Origin of the sequence: Klebsiella scottii (assembly GCF_036561945.1) — a bacterium.
Classification (GTDB): Bacteria; Pseudomonadota; Gammaproteobacteria; order Enterobacterales; family Enterobacteriaceae; genus Klebsiella; species Klebsiella scottii.
In genome coordinates this window covers 1,564,601-1,586,283 of sequence record NZ_JARXNI010000020.1, presented here as the reverse complement: position 1 = coordinate 1,586,283, position 21,683 = coordinate 1,564,601, and the positions used below count along the sequence as shown (strand labels likewise).

Annotated in this window: 21 protein-coding genes and 1 pseudogene; 10 read left to right on the top strand and 12 right to left on the bottom strand. The window is 53.3% G+C overall.

All coding sequences use genetic code 11. The features are described 5' to 3' along the window. Positions 1 to 20 precede the first annotated feature (20 nt). Positions 21 to 1,031 carry a LacI family DNA-binding transcriptional regulator gene (locus tag QFI97_RS15170; protein ID WP_346431484.1) on the top strand — a complete coding sequence of 337 codons (1,011 nt, stop codon included), beginning with the start codon at positions 21 to 23 and terminating at the stop codon, positions 1,029 to 1,031. Positions 1,032 to 1,581: 550 nt separating this feature from the next. Beyond that, positions 1,582 to 1,710: pseudogene (locus tag QFI97_RS23520) on the top strand (ISNCY-like element ISTde1 family transposase); the annotation flags it as partial. A 94-nt stretch (positions 1,711 to 1,804) separates the two neighbouring features. Here QFI97_RS23520 and QFI97_RS15165 read toward each other — a convergent pair. From QFI97_RS15165 to QFI97_RS15125, 9 genes are all read right to left on the bottom strand, one after another. Then, positions 1,805 to 2,014 carry a YdgH/BhsA/McbA-like domain containing protein gene (locus tag QFI97_RS15165; protein ID WP_095103531.1) on the bottom strand — a complete coding sequence of 70 codons (210 nt, stop codon included), beginning with the start codon at positions 2,012 to 2,014 and terminating at the stop codon, positions 1,805 to 1,807. A 206-nt stretch (positions 2,015 to 2,220) separates the two neighbouring features. Then, positions 2,221 to 3,108, bottom strand: coding sequence for an alpha/beta fold hydrolase (locus QFI97_RS15160; RefSeq protein ID WP_223261810.1), 888 nt, complete (start codon positions 3,106 to 3,108; stop codon positions 2,221 to 2,223). 21 nt (positions 3,109 to 3,129) lie between these two features. Next, entirely contained in the window at positions 3,130 to 3,930 is an 801-nt protein-coding gene (locus QFI97_RS15155) for a pyrroline-5-carboxylate reductase family protein (protein WP_346431483.1), read from the bottom strand. A gap of 13 nt (positions 3,931 to 3,943) precedes the next feature. Then, positions 3,944 to 4,696: a VOC family protein gene (locus QFI97_RS15150; protein WP_346431482.1), complete on the bottom strand. Its 753-nt coding sequence runs from the start codon at positions 4,694 to 4,696 to the stop codon at positions 3,944 to 3,946. Then, on the bottom strand, positions 4,696 to 5,217 hold the full coding sequence (locus tag QFI97_RS15145; RefSeq protein WP_095103522.1) for an L-2-amino-thiazoline-4-carboxylic acid hydrolase: 522 nt from the start codon (positions 5,215 to 5,217) through the stop codon (positions 4,696 to 4,698). The genes QFI97_RS15150 and QFI97_RS15145 overlap by 1 nt, the downstream gene beginning before the upstream one ends. 23 nt (positions 5,218 to 5,240) lie before the next feature. Further along, positions 5,241 to 6,086, bottom strand: coding sequence for a transporter substrate-binding domain-containing protein (locus QFI97_RS15140; protein ID WP_095103521.1), 846 nt, complete (start codon positions 6,084 to 6,086; stop codon positions 5,241 to 5,243). Then, a complete protein-coding gene (locus QFI97_RS15135; protein ID WP_095103519.1) occupies positions 6,073 to 6,828 on the bottom strand; it encodes an amino acid ABC transporter permease in 756 nt (251 codons plus the stop codon). Before QFI97_RS15135 ends, QFI97_RS15140 begins: the two co-directional genes overlap by 14 nt. Before the next feature lie 9 nt (positions 6,829 to 6,837). After that, positions 6,838 to 7,536 (bottom strand): ABC transporter permease subunit, encoded by a 699-nt coding sequence (locus QFI97_RS15130; RefSeq protein ID WP_095103594.1) that lies wholly within the window; start codon positions 7,534 to 7,536, stop codon positions 6,838 to 6,840. Positions 7,537 to 7,546: 10 nt separating this feature from the next. Next, positions 7,547 to 8,242 (bottom strand): amino acid ABC transporter ATP-binding protein, encoded by a 696-nt coding sequence (locus QFI97_RS15125; RefSeq protein WP_346432093.1) that lies wholly within the window; start codon positions 8,240 to 8,242, stop codon positions 7,547 to 7,549. On the opposite strand from QFI97_RS15125, the gene QFI97_RS15120 reads away from it, so the two are divergent. The 4 genes from QFI97_RS15120 (at position 8,151) to QFI97_RS15105 (ending at position 12,585) form a co-directional block, all read left to right on the top strand. Continuing rightward, positions 8,151 to 8,444 (top strand): hypothetical protein, encoded by a 294-nt coding sequence (locus tag QFI97_RS15120; protein WP_346432115.1) that lies wholly within the window; start codon positions 8,151 to 8,153, stop codon positions 8,442 to 8,444. The two genes, QFI97_RS15125 and QFI97_RS15120, sit on opposite strands and share 92 nt — an antisense overlap. A 460-nt stretch (positions 8,445 to 8,904) precedes the next feature. After that, positions 8,905 to 10,506 carry a gamma-glutamyltransferase family protein gene (locus QFI97_RS15115; protein ID WP_346432092.1) on the top strand — a complete coding sequence of 534 codons (1,602 nt, stop codon included), beginning with the start codon at positions 8,905 to 8,907 and terminating at the stop codon, positions 10,504 to 10,506. A gap of 96 nt (positions 10,507 to 10,602) precedes the next feature. Then, a complete protein-coding gene (gene oxlT / locus QFI97_RS15110) occupies positions 10,603 to 11,859 on the top strand; it encodes an oxalate/formate MFS antiporter (protein ID WP_095103516.1) in 1,257 nt (418 codons plus the stop codon). A gap of 27 nt (positions 11,860 to 11,886) precedes the next feature. Further along, a complete protein-coding gene (locus tag QFI97_RS15105) occupies positions 11,887 to 12,585 on the top strand; it encodes a GntR family transcriptional regulator (RefSeq protein WP_095103515.1) in 699 nt (232 codons plus the stop codon). 203 nt (positions 12,586 to 12,788) lie between these two features. On the opposite strand, the gene QFI97_RS15100 is transcribed toward QFI97_RS15105, so the two are convergent. Further along, a complete protein-coding gene (locus tag QFI97_RS15100) occupies positions 12,789 to 13,391 on the bottom strand; it encodes a DJ-1/PfpI family protein (RefSeq protein WP_095103513.1) in 603 nt (200 codons plus the stop codon). A 753-nt stretch (positions 13,392 to 14,144) separates the two neighbouring features. On the opposite strand from QFI97_RS15100, the gene QFI97_RS15095 reads away from it, so the two are divergent. The 4 genes from QFI97_RS15095 to QFI97_RS15080 all read left to right on the top strand — a co-directional run bounded on the left by QFI97_RS15095 (position 14,145) and on the right by QFI97_RS15080 (position 18,300). Then, complete coding sequence (locus QFI97_RS15095) at positions 14,145 to 15,170, top strand: amino acid ABC transporter substrate-binding protein (RefSeq protein WP_095103512.1); 1,026 nt, start codon at positions 14,145 to 14,147, stop codon at positions 15,168 to 15,170. A gap of 65 nt (positions 15,171 to 15,235) precedes the next feature. Further along, positions 15,236 to 16,414 (top strand): amino acid ABC transporter permease, encoded by a 1,179-nt coding sequence (locus tag QFI97_RS15090; RefSeq protein ID WP_095103510.1) that lies wholly within the window; start codon positions 15,236 to 15,238, stop codon positions 16,412 to 16,414. 15 nt (positions 16,415 to 16,429) lie between these two features. Then, complete coding sequence (locus QFI97_RS15085; RefSeq protein WP_095103509.1) at positions 16,430 to 17,530, top strand: amino acid ABC transporter permease; 1,101 nt, start codon at positions 16,430 to 16,432, stop codon at positions 17,528 to 17,530. 8 nt (positions 17,531 to 17,538) lie between these two features. Further along, on the top strand, positions 17,539 to 18,300 hold the full coding sequence (locus QFI97_RS15080) for an amino acid ABC transporter ATP-binding protein (RefSeq protein ID WP_095103507.1): 762 nt from the start codon (positions 17,539 to 17,541) through the stop codon (positions 18,298 to 18,300). An 81-nt stretch (positions 18,301 to 18,381) separates the two neighbouring features. Here QFI97_RS15080 and QFI97_RS15075 read toward each other — a convergent pair whose 3' ends face one another. Together QFI97_RS15075 and QFI97_RS15070 are read right to left on the bottom strand one after the other, a co-directional pair. Then, positions 18,382 to 19,275, bottom strand: a complete 894-nt coding sequence (locus QFI97_RS15075; protein WP_346431481.1) for a transglutaminase family protein — start codon at positions 19,273 to 19,275, stop codon at positions 18,382 to 18,384. Then, positions 19,272 to 21,683: a circularly permuted type 2 ATP-grasp protein gene (locus QFI97_RS15070; RefSeq protein ID WP_346431480.1), complete on the bottom strand. Its 2,412-nt coding sequence runs from the start codon at positions 21,681 to 21,683 to the stop codon at positions 19,272 to 19,274. The genes QFI97_RS15075 and QFI97_RS15070 overlap by 4 nt, the downstream gene beginning before the upstream one ends.

Here is a 21,683-nt window from a genome sequence, read left to right as displayed (position 1 = left end):
CGGGAGGGAACGCCAGCCAGATGACTGCTCAAGATAAAAAACGCGCCAGACTCATTGATGTTGCACGCCTTGCCGGCGTATCGCCTGGCACCGTGTCTAATGCGTTACATCACACCCGTTTTGTCGAACCTGAGACCCGGCAACGTATTGAGGAGGCGATTCAGGCACTGAACTACACGCCGAATATTCGCGCCCGCCAGCTGCGTACCGGCAAAACCAACACTATTGCGCTTCTTTCTTCCTTGCCGCTGACCATCGCTTCCGGAGCATCGAAGCTGGGTTTTATGATGGAGGTCGCGCTTACGGCGGCGATTATGGCGCTGGAGAAGCAGCATGCGCTGATCCTGGTCCCGCCCGGGAAGAACCCGCTGGACATGGTGACCTTTGATGCCGCCATTCTGCTGGAACCCGCCGAAAACGATCCGCAGCTGCAGGCTCTGCAACAGGCGGGGATCCCATGCATCACTATTGGCCGCACGCCTGGAACACCGACGCCGGTACCGTGGGTGGATCTGCATTCGGAAGCGACGGCGAAACTGTTGCTGAGCCACCTGCAGACAGAAGGCGCCGATTGTTGCGCGCTCTTTGTCGGGCATACGCCGCGGACCTCCGCGCTGGAAACGGAGGTCGCTTATCGCCACTGGTGCGAAGGGCGGCAGACGCCGGTGATCTATTACCTTGATGAGCATGAAGGGGAAACGGCTGGCTATCAGGCGGCGCGTCAGATGTTGCAGGAACATCCCGAAATCAATGGCGTCCTGGTACTGGTTGATACCTTTGCCAGCGGCGCCGTGCGCGCTTTTCACGATGCGGCGATCGCCATGCCGCAGCGGATGCGCTTAGCCACCCGTTATGACGGTATTCGCGCCCGGGAATCCTTGCCGCCGCTGACGGCGGTGAACATGCACCTCGATGAGGTTGCCCGTCAGGCCGTCACGCTACTGTTTGAAGTGCTGGCCGGACATAACGTGATCGGCAGCCGCGGGCAGATGCCGGAACTGGTGGTCAGAGCCTCGAGCAAATTGTCGTAAGGGTCGTCAACCGCCGCGCTAGCGGCGGACGGCCGGCTTCTTAAACAATGAAAAGGTGAGGGATGCTTTAACTGCACATGAGTAAATAGCAAATAGAAGCTGCGGCAAAACGTGACCCGATGCTTTTACTGCCTTCGCAGTCAATTTAACATAATATACATTATGCGCACCTAAGTTGTAGGGGCTCAATGCTAAGTCTGTTTGTGGCTAACTGGCGTAACTCTCTTTCTCTATATCTATATAGGAATACCTGGCTATAGTTTTCAAACCTGTATGTCTGGTCAACGACTCACTTTTCCTGATGAGGCATTTTCTATGGCTATACCTGATGCCGAGGTTTTCTCCGTGAAAGAAATCAACTGCCTCAAAATCCTTCACTTCACGATGTTATCAATCGCAGCTCACGTCCTGGTCAGGCAGCGAAAATGCTCCGGTATCACGCCGCGCCATTGCAACCGACTGCTGCAACGCCGCCTGGAATGAATAACCAAAGTCGCGGCCGCGCTGGTAATCGCTCAATCGCCTGTTGCCCGAATCACTGACCTAACTGGCGCTGAGTATCATTCTGGAACGTTACTCAGATTTTGGCCCCACACTGGCGCGAGAAAAGCTGGCTGAAAATCACGGCATTGTCATTGGTATGGAAACGCTCAGACGTCTCATGATAAAAACCGGGCTCTGAGGACAAAAAAAGCCCCTTCAGGGGCTTTAATAAGATTAAGAACAACGCCGCGGTCTTACTCTTACGGCGACCAGTCCGGTAGTTCCCTCGATTATTTGGTCAGTTCCGCCGTCATATGAACGCCGTTATTGAAGCTGGCCTCGGTAATTTTGTACGACGTACCGCTCTGTTTTGCCTGTGCGGCGATCTGTGCTTCAGCGCTGTCAATCGTTGATGCCGTGGCGGTCACGCTCTGGGCAAAAGCGCCGAAAGACATCATGGAAAAAGCAGAAACTACAACTAAAGTTTTGATGGATTTCATGGTCGTATTCCTTAAGTCATTTGTTCAGTATTGGGCGATGTTGCCCTGATGTGATAAATGATAAGACGACCATGGAGTGATTAAAATCGAAACCATTTGTGGATGTTATTCAAAAAAACAGAATGAATTTCGCACGCCCTTCTCCACTGTTTCTTTATCAACCTGTCTGCTTTTGCTGCACCGTATTTTTGCAGCTCCATGCCTCGTCACCTGTAATCGATAAAGCTCAGGATGGCCTCGTTGAACTCTTTCGGCGCCTGAATAAACGCGAAGTGGCTGGTGTTTGGTAAAATCAACAATCCGGCATTCGGGATGGTGTTGGCAATATATTCCAGATGCTCCCGCACAATGGCCTCGTCATGGTCGCCATCGACAATCAGTACCGGGGTCGTGATTTTCTTGAGATCGTCATCGCTCCAGTTGGGCTGTGTTGCCCACATATGGCTTATCTGATCGACAAAGGCATCGTACTGGTCGGGAGTTTTTGAAAGCTTGCGATATTCATTGCCCGCCCGTTCGATATAGCTGGCAAAGACCGGGTTTTTCTCGGTATCAGGTTTTACGCCGCTGGTTTTCGTATTGGGGGCAAAGGAGAAAATGCGGTTCACTCTGGTCGGGTGGCGAATAGCCAAATCGATACCAATAATTCCCCCATCGCTCCAGCCGACAATATCCGCTTTCTTAATGTTCAGATGATCGAGCAGCGCAACCACATCATCACTCATCAAGTCGTAGCTGTAAGGGCGCTCGTCACGCGTGCTGCGTCCATGGCCCCGACTATCAACCACAATGACCTTATGATGCTTCGCCAGCGCTGCAACCTGTTGACCCCAGTAATCGGAATTCGCCAGCCCGCCGTGGAGCAAAACCACCGGCGTTCCCTCTCCGGTGGTGGCGTAATAGAGCTGTATTCCGTTTACGCTGGCATACGCCGGTTTCAGCGCGGCGACAGGCGCTGGTGTTCGCGGCAGATTTTTCCAACGTTCCCCCCAGGCTATGGGGGATTGAGGGGTGACCGACCAGGCCGCAGAGGTGCTCAACGTCCCCATCACGCAGAGCAGTCCGGCGAGGAATAGCGTATTTTTTCTCTTCATAGCGATCGCTCCTGATAACGTTTACTGTGCCTCACCCAACTCACGGGTGCGTTTCACCGCCGCAAGCACGCTGCGTTGCAGGCCTGCAGCGAAATCGCTGTTGTTAAGCTCATACAACCCATGAATCCCGACTCCCGCCGGGGAGTTGTTGATATCGAGTAGCTGCCTCGGGTGTTTCTGGCTCAGGCGCAGCATCTCTATCGCCCCCTGCAGATTTTCCAGAACCACCTCAGCTGCCTGCGCGCGCGACAGACCGGCCAGCACGCCCGCATCGGTAAACGACTCGATAAAGTAATAAATATAGTTCGGCCCGGCGACGCCGAAGCCGGTAAAGATATCAATAAGCCGTTCCGGCAGGTAAAGCACCTTGCCAAAACCGCTCAGAAAAGGCTCCACCTGTTCGGGAAGCGCCTGCGCGTTCAGAACCACCCCGCTGTAGCCAAATCCGGTATCGGTAAGCGTATTAGGGATAACCCGGGCAATGGGTTTTCCCGTCCCCAATACGGTTTCGAGTTTGTGCAGCGTCACCCCGGCAATCAGGGAGATCACCGTCGTTGCGGCAGAAAGATGGGGCCGAATATGCTCTGCCACACTCGATAAATCGTCCTGTGGGCGGATCCCCAGCACCACCAGGGCGGCCTCGCGCAACACATCCTCGCGCTGCTGCTGCACCAGGCCATAACGTTCAGTGAGCGCTGCGATGCGACCCGAATCGATATCCTCCAGCGAAATCTCTTCCGCGCGAAGCGTCCCCGCCGCCAGCGAGGCTCGAATAATGGCCTCCGCCATTTGTCCGGCACCAATAAAATGTACATTTGCCATGCGCAGTGACTCCTTATTGAAAGCGATATTCGCCGTTGCCTACGCGAAAACGTTGGCCTTTCAGCGCCGGGTCAGCGACGTTAAAGACCAGTTCGACTAAGCGGTTGGCCTGCCCCTGGAGAAAAACAAAGCGCTGTTGGCCCACTGCCAGCCCCTCAGGCAGTTCATTGAACCCAAATAGCGCGTGCCAGTGCGCACGCGCGGCCTGCGGGTCTTGCACCGCAAAAATAGCGCTCTGCAACGTTACCTCGCCTGCGGGATGTGGCCCGTCGAGCCCCTGAGCACGTAGCCGCGCCAGCCGCGCGCTATCGCCCTCTCCCCATTGCAAAATAAAGGGATACGGCAGACCGTTAAAATCCCCATCGATAGTGAAAATACGCCAGCTAATGGTATTACCCTGCGGATCGTTACGCCGGCCGTCGACAATCGGGGAGACATTCAGCCCCTTGCTGCGCAGGTCGGCATGCGTCTGGTCAATATTATCCGTGCGCAGCGCCACCCGATGCAGCGCCTGGTTTTCCGGCAACAGCTGCGCCGCGTCACGGGAGAGCAAAAAATCGGCCTGCGCCGACGCCAGCTCGGCGCGATCGTAGATGGCGAGAAATTCGATATAGGTCAGTCCGAAATAGCTGAGCGCATTCCAGGTCCCCCAGCCAGGGTGACGCCCACCGGCAAGCGCGCTGAGCTGCTGCCCGGCAAACGCGGCAATCGCTTCGTCCGGCTGGTTCACAAACTGAACGGCGTGATCCCATTTTAATGTTGTCATTAAGCCTCCTGAGTCTGGTAGAAACGCAGCCGGCAGGCGGCATCCCCCCGCGCCAGCGCGGTCTCAACCGCTAACTGCATGCCCTCGAATGCATCGGTTAACGCATGATCCCCTTCCATGCAGATGTCGCACAGCGTCTCAATCTGCCGGGCATCGCGTCCCTGCTGACGCCAGCAATTGACGTAAGGGCAATAATGGAACAGCACAATAAACTCTGACGGGCTGGTCGATACGGTCTCCATTTCGTAAACCTGCGATTCCAGCCCACGGGTAAACACAGCAGCAAATTCCTGCAAATCGTTGTCACAACGCATCTTCGCGCGTACGGAACGCCCGATATCACGGCCATAACGGCGGATAGCGTCGCGCGCATAATCGTCGGGCTGATTGCGTAGCCGGGATTCATCAAGTAAATAGCCAAGCGTCGCGGCGCGCTTTTCGGTGATAGCCCGTAGCGCAAGAGTAACCTCGTCGTCCAGGGTCGGCGCGTTGTGCGCCGAAGCGGGCTGTTTTGTATTCATCAGACAGCACTCCCCTTAAACGACTATTCCCAGTCGGTGTTTACTTTGACGCTTTCCGCACCCGGCAGACCGTAAACATCTTCGTCATACCACTTGCGAGACAGTGCGGCCAGCGTGCCGTCTTTTTTAAGGGCTTCAAGCTCGTGGTCGATGGCCTCAATCAGTTTCGGGTCGGCATTCTTTTTGTATAAATAGACGTTGGGGAACAAACCGACCGACCCGGAGGCTTTCAGGTTCAGATTCAGGGCTTTGTTTAACGCCAGTAATGCGCCAATCGGATATATAGCCGCATCGTACTCTCCGGAGGCGACGGCTTTGAAAATGTCCGCCGCAGATTGCTCACCGTTCGGCTGCAGATTGATTTGCTGACCTGGGTGCTTTTTGTTGTAGTTATCAATAACGGTATAGCGTGCGTCAGACGTATGGATCGGCACCAGTTTTTTCTTACCGCTCGCCAGATCTCCCAGCGTATGAATATCATTTTCATTGTTACGTATAATTAAACGCAGGTCGCTGATGCCCGAAGGCTGGCCAGAGTACGCGTATTGTGCCGCGCGCTCTTTCGTCAGATAAAAATGGTCAGCCGCCAGAGTATACGCGCCGGTGGATAACCCGATGATCATCGCATCACGAGAGACCGCATTAAAATGGAACTTATAGTTGGCGAGCTTCTGGTCAATGACTTTTAATAACTCACCATCGTAACCGGTAATATTGTTATTATCATCCACAAAGCTAAACGGGAACCCGTTCGCATTCACCACCACTTCAACAGTTTCTGCATTCGGGCTTTTTTCGACCGCCTGAACCACCGCTACCTGCATTGCTAACAGCAACGAACCGATCATTAACACCTTATTTTTGAACATACTTCTTTCCCCAAAATGAGTGAGATGGAACCACTTTTCGTGCATGGCTTTTCCACCGGTTACTGAGATACGCCTCGATATGTCGCAATATCCGGGTAAGGACCAGACAGAGCGCAATATAAATAATCATGACGATGCAATAGGCCTCCACATAATGAAAACCACGTGCCGCCGCGATATTCGCCTTTGCCATCACATCGATCACGGTGATGGTATAAACCAGCGACGTATCCTTGATCAGGTCAATCAGGACGCTGGTGTAGTTAGGTAAAGCGGATACCGCCGCCTGCGGCAAAATAATGCGTCGAAACTGGGTAAAACCGGTCAGGCCAATCGACCATGCAGCTTCTCGTTGCCCTTTTTCCACCGCATTCCACGCCGAACGAAACGTCTCTGCGAAGTACGCGCTGAACACCACTGAAAAAGCAGCTACTGCGGCTACCAGAGGCGAGAGCTTGTAGGTGAACGGCGTCTCCTGCGGACCGCCAAAAAGCCCGCTGGCAAGCCACGGCCAGACATAAAAAATAAAATAGAGCATCACCAGCATGGGGATGGAGCGCCCAAAAGAGATAAACACCGCAACCAGATATTTCACGTAAGGCACATCGCGAATGACCACCCAGGCCAGGACGCCGCCTAATAGCGTCGAAAAAAATAACGATAAAATGGTGATCAGCAACGTGATCGGTAGTGCACTTAGTATAAAGGTGAAATTATCCCGGATAAAATCGATGCTAAACATAGTCGTATTTTACTCCAGTAAATATTGATACTTTTTCTCAATACGGGTAGTGAGATAAAAGATAATTATGTTAAGAAACCAGTAAATGAGGATAACGCTAATAAATGCCGCAACCTGCTTGGTACCATAGCTGTTTTGCGAGATTTTCTGCGCCCGACCAAAAATATCGACAATGCCAATAATATTAACCAGCGACGTCATCTTAACGAGGTTGATTAAAATATTGCCAAAATTCGGAATGGCGATAATGAGTCCTTGCGGGAAAATGATGCGCGCGATCCCAATATGCCAGGGAATATTCAGGCTGCGTATTGCCTCTTTTTGTCCTGGATCCACGGCATTCCATGCCGAGCGCATCATTTCTGCAAAATAGGGGCTAATGCCAACAGAAATAGACAATATGGCAAAGGTCATATCGCTAATCAGTAACGCCGGTAGTTCCAGCGCTGAGAGAATCAGTTTTCCGCCGAAGAAAAAGAGCAGGATCAGCAGAGCCAGCGGCGCTCCGCGCAGCACATCGGTGTACGCTTTCGCAAACACACTCAACACCGGTGAACGGCTAAACTGCAATACCGCAGCCAGCAGGCCAAGCGCCAGGCCGAGAAGCAGAGATGCAAGCGTAATACCCAGCGTGATCGGCAGGTTTTCCAGTAATTTCGGCACAATGAAAAGCAGATCGTCGGAACTCAATAACGGATGTGGATTCATCAGCGTGGCCTCAGGCGTGGTAACGTAATCGGGCAAGAAACGCCTGGGTCCTCGCGTGCAACGCCGCGCCAAAAATTTGCTCAGGCGGCCCCTGCTCCACGATCTCCCCGTTTTCCATAAACACCACCCTGGAGGCGACCTGGCGGGCAAACTCCATTTCATGAGTCACGATAATCATCGTTTGCCCGTTGGCGGCAATGTTCTGAATCAGCGTCAGGATTTCGCCTACTTTTTCCGGGTCCAGAGCTGATGTCGGTTCATCCAGTAACAGCACTGCCGGGTTAATTGCCAGCGCACGGGCAATGCCGATACGCTGTTTCTGCCCGCCAGAAAGGCTGTTCGGGTAATGGTCTTTTTTATGCAACAGCCCGACCTGTTTTAGCAGACGCTCGGCTACAGCCACTGCCTCCTGACGAGGGCGTTTTTGCGCATAAATCAGGCCTTCGGTAATATTTTGCAATGCGGTGAGATTGTGAAACAAATTCCAGGATTGAAAGACCATCGCGGTTTTCGCGCGTATTTTTTCAATCTCTTTTTTTCCGGCTTTCGCGCAGTCAACAACCGCATCATCGATTTCTATTTTCCCGCTGTCGGCAGGCTCCAGAAAATTTAAGGTGCGCAATAATGTCGTTTTCCCCGAGCCGCTTGGACCAATAATGCAGATAACTTCCCCTGTATTAATGGAAAGCGAAACCTCTTTTAGTATTTGTTCGCCAGTAAAACTTTTACTGATCTTATCAATAGCAATCATTATTTTATTTTCGCAGCGAGCTATCCCTGATAAATGCGCAACACTGGCATTTATTTCTTTACTAAAACTATATTGCTGCGGGGTCTATAAAGACAAACAAGAAAAACACATATCCAAAGTTGAAAAACACATTTCCGACACAGGGCATTTTTCCTGAAACTGGAATATTCAAACTGTTGAGAGAATATAAAAGGCGGGGAAAAGAATGATCCGCTATTTATCGCCGCGGATCATTCTTTACATTCTTTTTTAGCAGCCCACTCCTGCGCCCGCTAAGGTTCACCCAGTGTCAGCGAAGGCGATCAATCCAGGCAAAGAGTGATTTAGCAGCCACGCTATCGCCGGGCTGCGGTGATAAACCGCTCCGGATGGGCGAAAAGAGCCCCGACTTAACGGGAGTCCTCTTCCCTGCCCCGCCTGTCTGGTTCTTTTATATGCAACGCACCTGGATCTGACATTTGCACCTTTGCAGTGCCACCGCACGACGAAATCCCACCCGCCACCTCCATTCGATTTCAGTTTAACATGTTGATTATACTCATATTTTATAATTGGCTTATTTGTTGCATTGGTATGTGTATACACATATGTCGACAAGGTGTTATGCAATGAATCAGATGAAGTCAGTAAAATGCACGCAGGGGATGGCTGTTGCGCCGCACGCGATGGCAGCAGAAAGCGCTGTCGCTGTTTTAAGAGACGGTGGCAACGCTATTGAAGCGATGGTTGCCGCCGCAGCCACTATCGCCGTTGTCTATCCGCATATGAACGGCATTGGCGGCGATGGTTTCTGGTTGATCTCGGCGCCGGGTAAAGAGCCGGTAGCGATTCAGGCATGTGGATATGCGGCACAAAAAGCTGATATCCCTTTTTATAAAAAGGCGGGTTTTCAGCAAATTCCGTCGCGGGGTCCGCATGCCGCCAATACCGTGGCCGGGGCGGTGGCAGGTTGGAGCCTGGCGCTGGAATGGGCGGAACAGAACCTCACTGAACCAGCGCGCCTGCCGTTATCCCGTCTGCTGAAGGATGCTATTCACTATGCTCGTTATGGCGTTCCGGTCAGTGATGGGCTGCACCAGCAAATCGCATCCAGGCTAAACCAGCTGCGGTTATTCCCCGGCTTTACCTCGCTATTCGCTCCCTCAGGCGAGGCGCTGAACACGGATGAATTGCTGCACCAGCCTGCGTTAGCCAACACGCTGGAAAAGCTGGCCATAAACGGCCTGGATGATTTCTATCACGGTGATATCGCTCGTCTTATTGCCAGTGAACTTAACGCCGCCGGCTGCCTGTTGCAATTCAGCGATCTGGATAGCTTCGGCGCTTCTCTGGTCAAACCGCTGGCGCTGGAAATATATGCCGGCACGGTTTATAACCTGCCCCCGCCGTCCCAGGGCCTGGTCTCGCTGCTTATCACCGGGATCATCGAATATCAGCGTAAAAAAGGCGCCATTGTTGACGAAGCTGATTTCATTCATCAGTGCGTGGAAGCGATCAAGCTCGCGTTTGATTTGCGGGATCGTCATATCACCGACCCGGCGCATATGAAAGTCGACCCACAATCCCTGCTCGCGCCGGAAAACATCGAAATGCTCAGCCAACAAATCGCGGCCGATCGAACGCGAGCGTGGGAAGGTGGCCGCGGTCCGGCGGACACGATCTGGATGGGGGTCGTCGATAGTTCTGGTACGGCAGTGAGCTATATCCAGAGTATTTATCATGAATTCGGCAGCGCCGTTATTCTGCCGGACAGCGGCATTATCTGGCAGAACCGGTGCAGCAGTTTTTCGCTTGACCCCGCCGCGACTAACCCGCTTCAACCAGGTCGTTTGCCATTCCATACGCTCAACCCGGCGCTGGTGCGCCTGGTAAACGGTGACGTGATGGTTTACGGCAGCATGGGCGGCGACGGCCAGCCGCAGACAATGGCCGCCGTTTTCGACCGTATTCTTCATCAAGGCATGTCTCCGCAGGCAGCGGTAGCCGCGCCGCGCTGGCTGCTGGGCCGCACCTGGGGCGAAAGCAGCGACACGCTCAAGATTGAGAGCCGCTTAAGCCCGGCGACAACCGACATCCTCAGGCGTTACGGCCATGACGTCGAAATCTATCCCCCTTATGACGACATCATGGGTCATGCCGGCGCCATCATCCGCCGCCGCAACGGCATGCTTGAGGGGGGGAGCGATCCGCGCAGCGACGGCGGCGTGGCGATCTGGTAACGCTCATTTTTTCTATTCGACATTTTTCAACGGCGGGCGATATCCCCTGACGGACGCCCTCTACCGAATGATTTTACACTGCGATCGGAGATTATTATGACTACTCTCAGCGAACCCTTTATCACACCTAAATATGGGAAATGGGGACAGCTCGTTCTTGGTTTGATCTGTATGGCTGCCATTTCAAGTCCGCAATATGTCTGGACGCTGCTGACGAAGCCGTTAGCCGCGAAACTGGGCGTGGGATTACCGGAACTGCAGGTCACCTTTTCTCTGCTAATCATACTGCAGACTTTCTTTTCACCGTTTCAGGGGCGGCTGGTTGAAAAATTCGGCCCCAGGCTGCTGATTTCGATCGGCACCGTAATGGCCGGGATGAGCTGGGTACTTTCAGCGCATATTCATGGTCTGACCGCGCTGTGGTTGATCTATGGCTGTATGGGCGGGCTTGGTACCGGGATTGTTTACATCGGCGTTGTCGGCCTGATGGTGAAATGGTTCCCGCAGCACCGTGGATTCGCCGCAGGCTCGGTGGCCGCCGGATACGGTATGGGCGCCGTATTGACCACTTTCCCCATCTCAATGTCGCTTGGCAGCTACGGTCTTGAACAAACGATGACCGTTTTCGGCATCATTTTTGCCGCTATAGGTTTTCTGGCAAGTCAGGGGCTGAGGCTGCCGCCGAACACGGTATCGATCCCCGTCAGCCAGAAGCTGGCGCAGAGCAGCAAGCAATTCACCTCACGCGAAATGCTGCGCCAGCCGCTGTTCTGGCTGATGTTCGCCATGATGGCGATGATGTCCACCTCCGGGTTGATGGTTACCTCGCAGATGGCGGTTTTCGCAGAGGATTTCGGCATCAGTAAGGCGGTGGTATTTGGTATGGCGGCTTTGCCACTGGCTCTGACGATTGATCGTTTCACTAACGGTCTGACCCGCCCGCTATTTGGCTTTATCTCCGACCGTTTTGGCCGCGAGCAAACCATGTTCATCGCATTCGCGCTTGAGGGCGTTGCCATGACGTTATGGCTGGCGTGTCGAGAAGATCCAATGCTCTTTGTGCTATTGTCTGGTGTAGTGTTCTTTGGCTGGGGAGAGATCTTTTCACTCTTCCCGTCGACCCTGACTGACACCTTTGGCAGCGAAAATGCCGCGTCAAACTATGGCTGGCTGTACATTTCGCAAGGCATCGGTTCGATTTTCGGCGGCCCGCTTGCGGCGCTCTTGTATCAATACACTCAGGGGTGGCACGTTGTCTTCAGTTGCGCAATTGGCCTGGATTTTGTTACCGCCGCTCTCGCCTTGTGCGTTTTAAAACCCTGGCGTGCGCGATTCATCCGCCAGCATAGCTAATCTCAGAACTTTTCAGGAATAACGGCAATGACATCTGAACCTACACAGCTTCTTCCGCATTCGGAGCGCGTCTGTCTTCGACTGCGGCAGGAAATTTACCAGTTTGTTCTTCTGCCAGGAGATCGGTTCACGGAGGTGGACATTGCCCGTCGCCTTGGATGCTCGCGTACGCCTGTGCGCGAAGCGCTGCTGATATTACAAAACGAAAACCTGGTCAGGCGCTGCGTTCGTAACGGGTGGGAGGTATTTCCCATTGATTTCGATACGTATGAAGATCTGTACGAAACGCGCGCGCTGATTGAAGCGAATACGGTCAGGCATCTGTGCAACTCAACTTCGCCGAAAGTGAACCGGGCCGTTCTCGCCGAACTTAAAGCAGTCTGGTGCGTCGCGCCTGAGGCGAGACTATTAGAGTGCGATAAAGTTTTGGAACTTGATGAGCAGTTTCATATTGCCCTGACGGAAGCCGCAGGCAATCGCGAACTGACGGCAATTCTGACCAATATTACCGACAGGATCCGCATTATGCGCCGGCTCGATTTTGAGTATGAGGCGCGTATTGCGCAGACCTATGAAGAGCATGCTGAACTGCTGGAGGCTATAGAATGCCGGCTGGAGGAGCGAGCGGTAGAGTTGATTATTCTGCATATCAAAGACGCCCACCTTGGCGCCAGTACCATTACGCTGCGCCGCCTGCAGCGCGTCCGGGCTAAAGCCCTTTCCTGAGTTGACCCTGCTCCCTTCTTGTAAAAGGGAGCAGGTCAGGAGCCGCGCCATTTTCGGGAAAAGAAAATAACCGCAGTTAAAGGTTGAACCATACGATCGCGCTAACCTGACCCGTATTTCTTCTGTGGTTCGCGCAATACTATGATGCTAAACAGGCTGCCGCGGGAAATATTATCTCCGCGTCTCCTGTTTCATTGAATTAACTAAATCGTGGGTTTATTCCCGGTCCAGTCAAATGCCAGCTGTTTCGCGGTAAGCTCCGCAAGCGCTCTATCAGAAAAGCGTTCGACTAAATGTAGACTCATATCAATACCCGCGGAAATCCCGGCAGAGGTTACAATTGGTCCCTCATCTACCCAGCGTAATTCTTCTTTTACGAAGACTTGTGGAAACATCATTCGGAAATCGGGAATATCCTCCCAATGCGTGGTGGCGGATTTACCGGACAAAATACCCGCTTTAGCGAGTAAAAAAGAGCCGGTACACACTGAAGAGGTAATCACCGTTTTTAACGATTGCTGGTATATCCATTCAATTACATTATTCTTTGCAAGCTCCGCATCGACAACCCCGCCAGGAATAATCAAGCAATCTATTGGTGGATGATTATCTATCGTGGCTTCAGGGGTAAGTTTCAGTCCTGCTCGCGCACGTATGGTCTCCAGGGTTTCGCCTACCGTAAAGACGTTAAACAGTGGTTTTTCTCCCCGATGAACCCTGGAAGCACAGGTGAAGACTTCATAAGGTCCAGCAAAATCGAGGACTTCAACATTATCAAAAATATAGATCCCGACTTGTACCGGCATAGATTCACTCCCTCGCTAGTGCGTAAAAACAGAAAAATACTTATCAGGCCAAAGCATATTATTACGATGGCCAACGCCAGGCTAAAACCCACAATCCAAACCGAATTCCAGTGTCGTCCTTTGAACTCACGCACTTGTCGGAGACCTGCGATCCGCTACCTGTATTATTACCAGTCGGGGCTGAACGTTGCCAATACGAATTAAACATTACCCTGCCGCTTTCAGCATTAACGGGTTTCCGTTATCCACGGGGATACCCGGCGTTTTGCCACGTTTGCATTCGCAACTAATGAAACAGTTACCCGCTTGATGGTAACGATAGTTGCAGTTAATACCGTGAGATTTTACCGGTAAATCTCACACTCCCGTCAGGGATATTACCCAACTCGTCCCCCTTCCCTCATCCTGCTATCCCTTGAGACCGCGGCTGTATGCGAGTGAATCGTTTCGTCATTAAATGCCAAACCCATCAGCATGCGCCCTTCTTCTCCACGCCCGCTGCTTTCTTATCGTGAAACTTTTGCACTATTTTTGCCCACGATGACTCGTATTGTTCCCTTTTAGTGCTCAATAGTAACCGTAACTTTCTTGATGATTCAGATGATGAAGAACTCTTCCTATAAATTTCAGTGATCTGAAAACATGGCATCAAAATTGCCTTAACGGAAATGGCGGACCGCCACAGGAAAAAACGCACGGTACAGTGCTCAACACAACCACATAACACCACGATTTATCCACACAGGATGATTTATGAAAAAAATAATGTTCTCCACCCTGGTCGCCGCGGCGTCTCTGTTCGCCGTCGCGCAGCAAGCACATGCTGGCACCACTTTGGATGCAATTAAGAAGAAAGGGTTTGTTCAATGCGGTATCAGTGATGGTCTGCCGGGCTTCTCTTACGCCGATGCGAACGGTAAATTCACCGGTATTGATGTGGATGTCTGTCGCGCTACTGCGGCGGCTGTGTTTGGCGATGCCAGCAAGGTCAAATACACCCCGCTGACGGCAAAAGAGCGTTTTACCGCCCTGCAATCAGGTGAGGTGGACATTCTGTCCCGTAATACCACCTGGACTTCTTCACGCGACGGCGGGATGGGGTTCTTATTCGCGGGAGTCAACTATTATGACGGTATCGGCTTCCTGACCCATCAAAAGGCTGGCCTCAAAAGCGCTAAAGAGCTGGATGGCGCCACCGTGTGTATCCAGGCAGGTACGGATACCGAGCTGAACGTCGCCGATTACTTCAAAGCCAACAAAATGCAATACACGCCGGTGACCTTTGACCGCTCTGACGAATCGGCTAAGGCCCTCGACAGCGGCCGCTGCGACACCCTGGCTTCCGATCAGTCTCAGCTGTACGCGCTGCGTATTAAGCTGGGCAAACCGGATGAATTCATCGTTCTGCCGGAAGTTATTTCGAAAGAACCTCTGGGGCCAGTTGTGCGCCGCGGCGATGACGACTGGTTCACTATCGTTAAATGGTCTCTGTACGCAATGCTGAACGCTGAAGAAATGGGGATCAGTTCGAAAAACGTCGATCAGCTGGCGGCAAAACCCTCCAACCCGGACATGGCTCACCTGCTGGGTTCTGAAGGCGACTTTGGCAAAGACCTGAAGCTCGACAATAAATGGGCGTTCAACATTATTAAACAGGTCGGTAACTACCAGGAGAGCTTTGACCGCAATGTCGGTAAAGACAGCGCGCTGAAAATCGCGCGCGGCCAGAATGCGCTCTGGAACCAGGGCGGCATCCAGTACGCACCGCCGGTACGCTAATCTGCCTTCCAGTCGGGTACCGCACCCTGCGGTACCCAATGCGCTTTTTTCATTGAGGTTTCAACATGTCTCAACGCCCAACCGTAAAAAGGGATTTTTCGTTCGGTAATCCCACGGTTCGCGCCTGGCTTTACCAGATAGTCGCCATTGTGGCCGTGTTTGCTGTTGTGGGATATCTGATCCACAACACGGTGATCAACCTGGCCAATCGCGGTATTACATCCGGTTTTGGTTTTCTTGAACGTGGTGCCGGTTTCGGCATCGTCCAGCATCTGATTGATTACACTGAAGGCGATACTTACGCGCGCGTCTTCCTTGTGGGGTTAACCAATACCCTGCTGGTTTCCGCGCTGTGCATTGTTTTCGCCTCCATTCTCGGTTTCTTTATCGGCCTCGCCCGTCTGTCTGATAACTGGCTGCTGCGCAGGCTCTCAACCATTTATATCGAGACGTTCCGCAACATCCCGCCGTTGTTGCAGATTTTCTTCTGGTATTTTGCCGTTCTGCGTAATCTCCCCGGCCCACGCGAGGCATTAAGCGCATTCGATCTGGCGTTTGTCAGCAACCGCGGCCTTTACATCCCGTGGCCCACCTATGCGCCAGGCAGCTGGCCATTCGTTATCGCCCTGGCGCTGGCGATCGCAGGCAGCATCGGGTTACGGCATTACAACCGCCAGCACCAGTTGAAGACCGGTCAGCTGCGGCGGACCTGGCCCACAGCCGCCGCGATGATTATCGTCTTCCCGCTGATAGCCCATACGCTGTTTGGCGCCGCCACCCACTGGGATGTCCCGCAGCTTCGCGGATTTAACTTCCGTGGCGGATTCGTCATGATCCCGGAGCTGGCTTCGCTGACGCTGGCGCTGTCGATCTACACGTCTTCGTTTATTGCTGAAGTGATTCGCTCCGGTATCCAGTCGGTCCCGCATGGACAGAGTGAAGCGGCCCGTTCGCTAGGTTTGCCGAATCCCGTGACCATGCGGCAGGTGATCATTCCCCAGGCAATGCGGGTCATCATTCCACCGCTGACCAGCCAGTATCTCAACATCGTGAAAAACTCCTCGCTGGCGGCGGCCATCGGCTATCCGGATATGGTCTCGCTGTTTGCCGGTACGGTGCTGAATCAGACCGGTCAGGCGATCGAGACCATTGCTATCACCATGGCGGTCTATCTGATCATCAGTCTGGTTATTTCGCTGCTGATGAATATCTACAACCGCAAAATCGCGCTGGTTGAGCGTTAAGAGAACGGAATGATTATGTCTGTTACCACACATGAAACACCCCCGGCACCAGCAAACCCGGCGAGTAAAGCCTGGGCCTGGGCACGTAAACATCTGTTCTCCAGCTGGTTCAATACGCTGCTGACGCTGCTGTGTCTGTGGATTATCTGGACCGTGATCCCCCCGGCGCTGAACTGGCTGGTCTTCAAGGCAAACTGGCTGGGTACAACCCGCGCCGACTGTACCAAAGAAGGCGCCTGCTGGGTGTTTATCCATGCGCGCTTTGGCCAGTTCATGTATGGGCTCTATCCGCATGAACTCCGCTGGCGTATCAACCTCGCGCTGGTGATTGGTCTGCTGTCCATCATCCCGATGTTTATCAAATCAATGCCGCGCCGAGGCCGCTATATCGCCTGTTGGGCGGTGGCCTATCCCATCATCGTCTGGGTCCTGATGTACGGCGGTTTTTTGGGCCTCGAACGCGTCGAGACCCGCCAGTGGGGAGGTCTGACGCTGACGCTGATTATCGCCTCCGTCGGGATTGCCGGGGCGTTGCCGTTGGGGATTTTGCTGGCGCTGGGACGCCGCTCAACGATGCCGGTCGTTCGCACTCTGTCGGTGATTTTTATCGAGTTCTGGCGAGGCGTGCCGCTGATTACCGTGCTGTTTATGTCATCGGTGATGCTGCCGCTGTTTATGGCCGAAGGAACCACTATCGATAAGCTGGTGCGTGCGCTGGTCGGGGTTATTCTGTTCCAGTCGGCCTATATCGCGGAAGTGGTGCGCGGTGGATTGCAGGCGCTGCCCAAAGGGCAATATGAAGCGGCTGAATCGCTGGCGCTGGGCTACTGGAAAACACAGTTTCTGGTCATTCTTCCCCAGGCGCTCAAGCTCACCATCCCCGGCCTGGTCAACACCATCATCGCTTTGTTTAAAGACACCAGCCTGGTGATCATCATCGGCCTGTTCGATCTTTTCAGTAGCGTACAACAGGCGACGGTTGACCCCACCTGGCTTGGCATGTCGACAGAGGGCTACGTTTTTGCCGCTCTCGTCTACTGGATTTTCTGTTTTAGCATGTCGCGCTACAGCCAGTATCTGGAAAAGCGCTTTCACACCGGGCGTAAATCGCACTGAGGTTTTACATGACACACACGATGACTAATTCTGCTGACGCAATGATGATTTCGCTCGAAAATGTGAACAAATGGTACGGTCAGTTCCACGTATTGAAAGATATTAACCTGCAGGTGAAGCCCCGCGAACGTATTGTTCTCTGCGGGCCCTCAGGCTCGGGTAAATCGACCACGATTCGTTGCATCAACCACCTGGAAGAACACCAGCAGGGGCGTATCGTCGTTGACGGTATTCATCTCAACGATGATGTTCGCAATATAGAACGCGTGCGAACTGAAGTCGGCATGGTATTTCAACACTTTAATCTTTTCCCTCACCTGACCGTTTTACAGAACTGTACGTTGGCGCCGACCTGGGTGCGTAAGATGCCAGTGAAGGAAGCGGAAGCGCTGGCAATGCACTATCTGCAGCGAGTACGTATTGCTGAACATGCGCATAAATTCCCGGGACAGCTGTCCGGTGGTCAGCAGCAGCGCGTGGCCATTGCCCGTTCACTGTGCATGAAACCCAAAATCATGCTGTTTGATGAACCCACTTCGGCGCTGGACCCGGAGATGGTAAAAGAGGTGCTCGATACCATGATTGGCCTGGCGGAAGATGGTATGACGATGCTCTGCGTCACCCATGAAATGGGCTTTGCGCGCACGGTGGCTGACCGGGTTATCTTTATGGACCGCGGCGAAATCGTAGAACAGGCCCCGCCGCAGGAGTTTTTCGCCCATCCAAAATCAGAGCGTACCCGCGCGTTTCTGTCGCAGGTTATTCACTAAACGCTCAAGGAACGCCGCAAGCTTAAATACCCCTCAGCCGAGGTTGAGAGGGTATTTAAGCGTTCGTTTATCGCATCACGATCAATCAGGGGAGCACTCGCGCTGCACATCTACCGCCACCTGCAGGGCGAGCGTTGCTCCACCATCGAAAATAACCCCCTGTAACGGGGTGACATCGGCGTAATCTCTCCCCCATGCCGTCACGATGTGCTGCCCCTGCGGCATGAGGTCATTGGTGGGATCAAATTCCAGCCAGCCTAAATCGGGGATAAAAATAGCAAACCACGCATGCGACGCATCGGCCCCCGCTAATTTTTCCTGCCCCTCAGGCGGCAGCGTTTCAATATAACCGCTGATATAACGCGCGGGTAACCCGACGGAACGCAGGCAGGCGATCGCCAGATGCGCGAAATCCTGACAGACGCCGCGCTTTTCCTGCAACACCTGCTCGGGTGGCGTAGTGACGCTGGTCGCAACCGGGTCGAAAGTGAACTCCGTAAAAATACGATGCGTAAAGTCCATCGCCGCCTGAATTACCCCGGCATTATCGTGAAAAATATCGGCAGCATAGCTGGCCAGCCGTTCGGAACGGAGGATTAGTTCGGAATCCAGCACATACTCTTTCGCCATCCGCAGCTCCGGTGTCCCAGACTCATGCAGCAATCGACGATACTCTCCGCAGGTCAGCGGGTGGTTATATAGCAGGTCGGCGTGGTTTGTTTCGTCGATATCAAAGTAGCTTTCCATCTCAATGGTTAGCGTATCGTGCGGAACCTGAATCGAGAAATAAAACGTCAGATTGCCGAAATAATCACTCCCCTCGCTCTGATAAACGGGCATCGGGGTGACTGTAATTCGGCGTAGCAAACAGCGTTGATTAGCCGTATCGCGCGGCAGAAGATGCGTCATGTTGTAGCATAACGTCACGGGGGAATTGTACTGGTACTCCGTAAGATGACGTACCCGATATTTCATAAGTCGGTCTTCCATTGCGCGTTAATCAACTGCTGCGGTCCATCTGCGTGATCGAAATACTTGTCGCTCAGCAAGGTCGTGAATTGCTCCAGCTGGCTGATTATCTGCGTCATGAGCGCATCCAGTTGTCCCCGCAGCTCCGTTTGTTCATCGACCTGCGCCAGCATGTCCAGCTCGGCCAGTTGAATATCAGTCAGTGATTTCATTATCGGACGCATGTCGGACGTCAGGCTGGAAGTCTGACCCTCCTGTCGCGGCAGATCGAGCAGATATTTGCGCAGCCGATCGATCTGATAAATCAATGAACGCGGGTTGCTACCGTCCAGCATCAATAAATCCAGACCGGAAATGATGTTCATTCGTCCTCGATAGCGGCGACGGAAAGAGATCAATGCCTCCACGCTCATCAGTACCGATTCTAAAATTTGCTGTTGCTGCAGGCCAGGAAGAGCGCGGGTCAACGTGTGTTTTAGCAAAATGGCGGTTAGACGCGCCCGTTCGGCGCGGCGGCCAATCTCCTGAAAACGCCAGTCCATTCCGCGCAGCATGCTCTCATGATTTAGCCCGGACAATGCCAGTAAAGAGGTGACCAGGTTATCCAGTGACTCTTCCGGCAGTTCCGGAAGCCCATCCTGATACGCCACCTCCACCGTCCGGATGCAATCGCGTAACTCATTGAGAATAATTCGGGTATCGGCCGAGAGCATCTCTTTTACCTGCTCGCCGCATGTCAGCATGCTTTGGATATTAAATTTAATGGACCCGACGCGTTGACCATCGCAAACCAGCGAAGAAAGCTCATGACTCTGGTCGCCGATGGCGTCTCTTTCAGGTAACGTGCCGGTGAGCGAGAATAATGCCCCCAGCAGGACTTCGCGGCTTTCAGGCATAAACAACTCAACTCCGTTAAGTTGTTTGAAAAGAGTACGAATCACGCGCAGGCTCATTTCAGCGCGTTCCGCATAGCGGCCAAACCAGAACAGGTTCTCTATAACGCGGCTGGGCAGATTTCCCTCATCACGAGGAATGGAATCCGTCAGCGGCTGCTGCGCGATGTCGGGTTTTTCCCCCAGTATCCACGTATCTTTGCTGCGGGCGCCGGATAAATCGCTGACAATAAATTCATCAGCGGACTCAGCCACCCGTGATAGCGTTCCGGGCATTACGCAGTAGCCCTCCGGGGCGGCAACGGTAAACGCGCGGAAAATACCGGGGCGATACTCAATTTGTTGCTTATCCCAGACCGGTACGCGCGAGCCCGGTACATATACCTGAGCCACGTAGTTGTGCGGGTTGGCTATGATTTGCTGAATAATGAGCGTCCGATTGCTGTCATCCAGGCTATGGCCGTAAATGCTTTTGCTATCAAAACTACGCCAGGACGGTTTGATTATCAGATGCTCAAGGTTACGGATCACAAAATCGCGATCCTCAGCGCGGCCGCACCACCAGGTCTTAACCGTCGGGATCAATAGCGGTTCGCCAAGCAAACACTGACTAATTTCTGCGAGAAACGCCAGTAACGCCGGCGCTTCAAGAACCCCCGAGCCCAGAGGGTTTGCCAGCACGACATTACCGCTGCGTACTACTTCCAGCAGTCCCGGCACGCCCAGTCGTGAGTCGGAGCGTAGTTCCGTTTGGTCGCAATAAGCATCATCCATACGGCGCAAAATCACATCGACTTCCGACAGGCCATTAAGGGATTTCAACCATACCCTGCCGTTACGCACGGTCAGATCGCCTCCCTGTACCAGCTGAAAACCGAGATAGTTCGCGAGGTAAGCATGCTCAAAATAGGTGCTGCTGTACGCACCGGGCGTCAGCACCACGATCCGCGGGGTATCGGTTTTGTGGCTGGCGAGGCTGGCTAACGTATGCCGTAGTGCATGAAAGAAGCCGGAAAGCCGCCGGACGTTGCTGTTGCGAAACAGCGACGGCAGCACGCGAGAAACTGCGATTCTGTTTTCCAGAACATAACCGGTGCCGCTCGGCGCCTGGGTGCGATCGCCAATAGCCACAAACTGTCCATCGCCGCTGCGAACTAAATCGACAGCGTGGAAGATTAGATTGTGCGCCCCCGGCAGACGTATACCGTGGCACTGACGCAGGAAGCCTGGGTGAGAGAACACGATTTCTGACGGGACAATTCCCTCTTTCAGCAGCCGCTGTTCGCCGTAGAAATCCTTAAGCATCAGGTCGAAAAGCAGCGAACGCTGCGCCAGCCCGCGTTCAACGGTTAACCACTCGTCTTCCGCCAGCAGATTTGGAATGATATCCAGCGACCAGACGTTCGGCGACAGCGGATCGCCATTGAGGTTATAGGTTGCGCCATCATCGCGCAAAATACGCCTGGCCTGACGAAGACGGTTTTCCATCCCGTCCACGCCCATCTCGCTGACGCTGTTCAT

What these genes read in the sequence shown, in the direction of transcription:
- QFI97_RS15170 (WP_346431484.1), top strand. Translation starts at nt 21, where the DNA reads ATGACTGCTCAAGATAAAAAACGCGCCAGACTCATTGATGTTGCACGC.
- QFI97_RS15150 (WP_346431482.1), bottom strand. Translation starts at nt 4,696, where the DNA reads ATGACAACATTAAAATGGGATCACGCCGTTCAGTTTGTGAACCAGCCG.
- QFI97_RS15075 (WP_346431481.1), bottom strand. Translation starts at nt 19,275, where the DNA reads ATGAAATATCGGGTACGTCATCTTACGGAGTACCAGTACAATTCCCCC.
- QFI97_RS15160 (WP_223261810.1), bottom strand. Translation starts at nt 3,108, where the DNA reads ATGAAGAGAAAAAATACGCTATTCCTCGCCGGACTGCTCTGCGTGATG.
- QFI97_RS15140 (WP_095103521.1), bottom strand. Translation starts at nt 6,086, where the DNA reads ATGTTCAAAAATAAGGTGTTAATGATCGGTTCGTTGCTGTTAGCAATG.
- QFI97_RS15130 (WP_095103594.1), bottom strand. Translation starts at nt 7,536, where the DNA reads ATGAATCCACATCCGTTATTGAGTTCCGACGATCTGCTTTTCATTGTG.
- QFI97_RS15100 (WP_095103513.1), bottom strand. Translation starts at nt 13,391, where the DNA reads ATGCCGGTACAAGTCGGGATCTATATTTTTGATAATGTTGAAGTCCTC.
- oxlT (WP_095103516.1), top strand. Translation starts at nt 10,603, where the DNA reads ATGACTACTCTCAGCGAACCCTTTATCACACCTAAATATGGGAAATGG.
- QFI97_RS15090 (WP_095103510.1), top strand. Translation starts at nt 15,236, where the DNA reads ATGTCTCAACGCCCAACCGTAAAAAGGGATTTTTCGTTCGGTAATCCC.
- QFI97_RS15145 (WP_095103522.1), bottom strand. Translation starts at nt 5,217, where the DNA reads ATGAATACAAAACAGCCCGCTTCGGCGCACAACGCGCCGACCCTGGAC.
- QFI97_RS15080 (WP_095103507.1), top strand. Translation starts at nt 17,539, where the DNA reads ATGACACACACGATGACTAATTCTGCTGACGCAATGATGATTTCGCTC.
- QFI97_RS15155 (WP_346431483.1), bottom strand. Translation starts at nt 3,930, where the DNA reads ATGGCAAATGTACATTTTATTGGTGCCGGACAAATGGCGGAGGCCATT.
- QFI97_RS15105 (WP_095103515.1), top strand. Translation starts at nt 11,887, where the DNA reads ATGACATCTGAACCTACACAGCTTCTTCCGCATTCGGAGCGCGTCTGT.
- QFI97_RS15085 (WP_095103509.1), top strand. Translation starts at nt 16,430, where the DNA reads ATGTCTGTTACCACACATGAAACACCCCCGGCACCAGCAAACCCGGCG.
- QFI97_RS15115 (WP_346432092.1), top strand. Translation starts at nt 8,905, where the DNA reads ATGAAGTCAGTAAAATGCACGCAGGGGATGGCTGTTGCGCCGCACGCG.
- QFI97_RS15070 (WP_346431480.1), bottom strand. Translation starts at nt 21,683, where the DNA reads ATGAACAGCGTCAGCGAGATGGGCGTGGACGGGATGGAAAACCGTCTT.
- QFI97_RS15135 (WP_095103519.1), bottom strand. Translation starts at nt 6,828, where the DNA reads ATGTTTAGCATCGATTTTATCCGGGATAATTTCACCTTTATACTAAGT.
- QFI97_RS15095 (WP_095103512.1), top strand. Translation starts at nt 14,145, where the DNA reads ATGAAAAAAATAATGTTCTCCACCCTGGTCGCCGCGGCGTCTCTGTTC.
- QFI97_RS15165 (WP_095103531.1), bottom strand. Translation starts at nt 2,014, where the DNA reads ATGAAATCCATCAAAACTTTAGTTGTAGTTTCTGCTTTTTCCATGATG.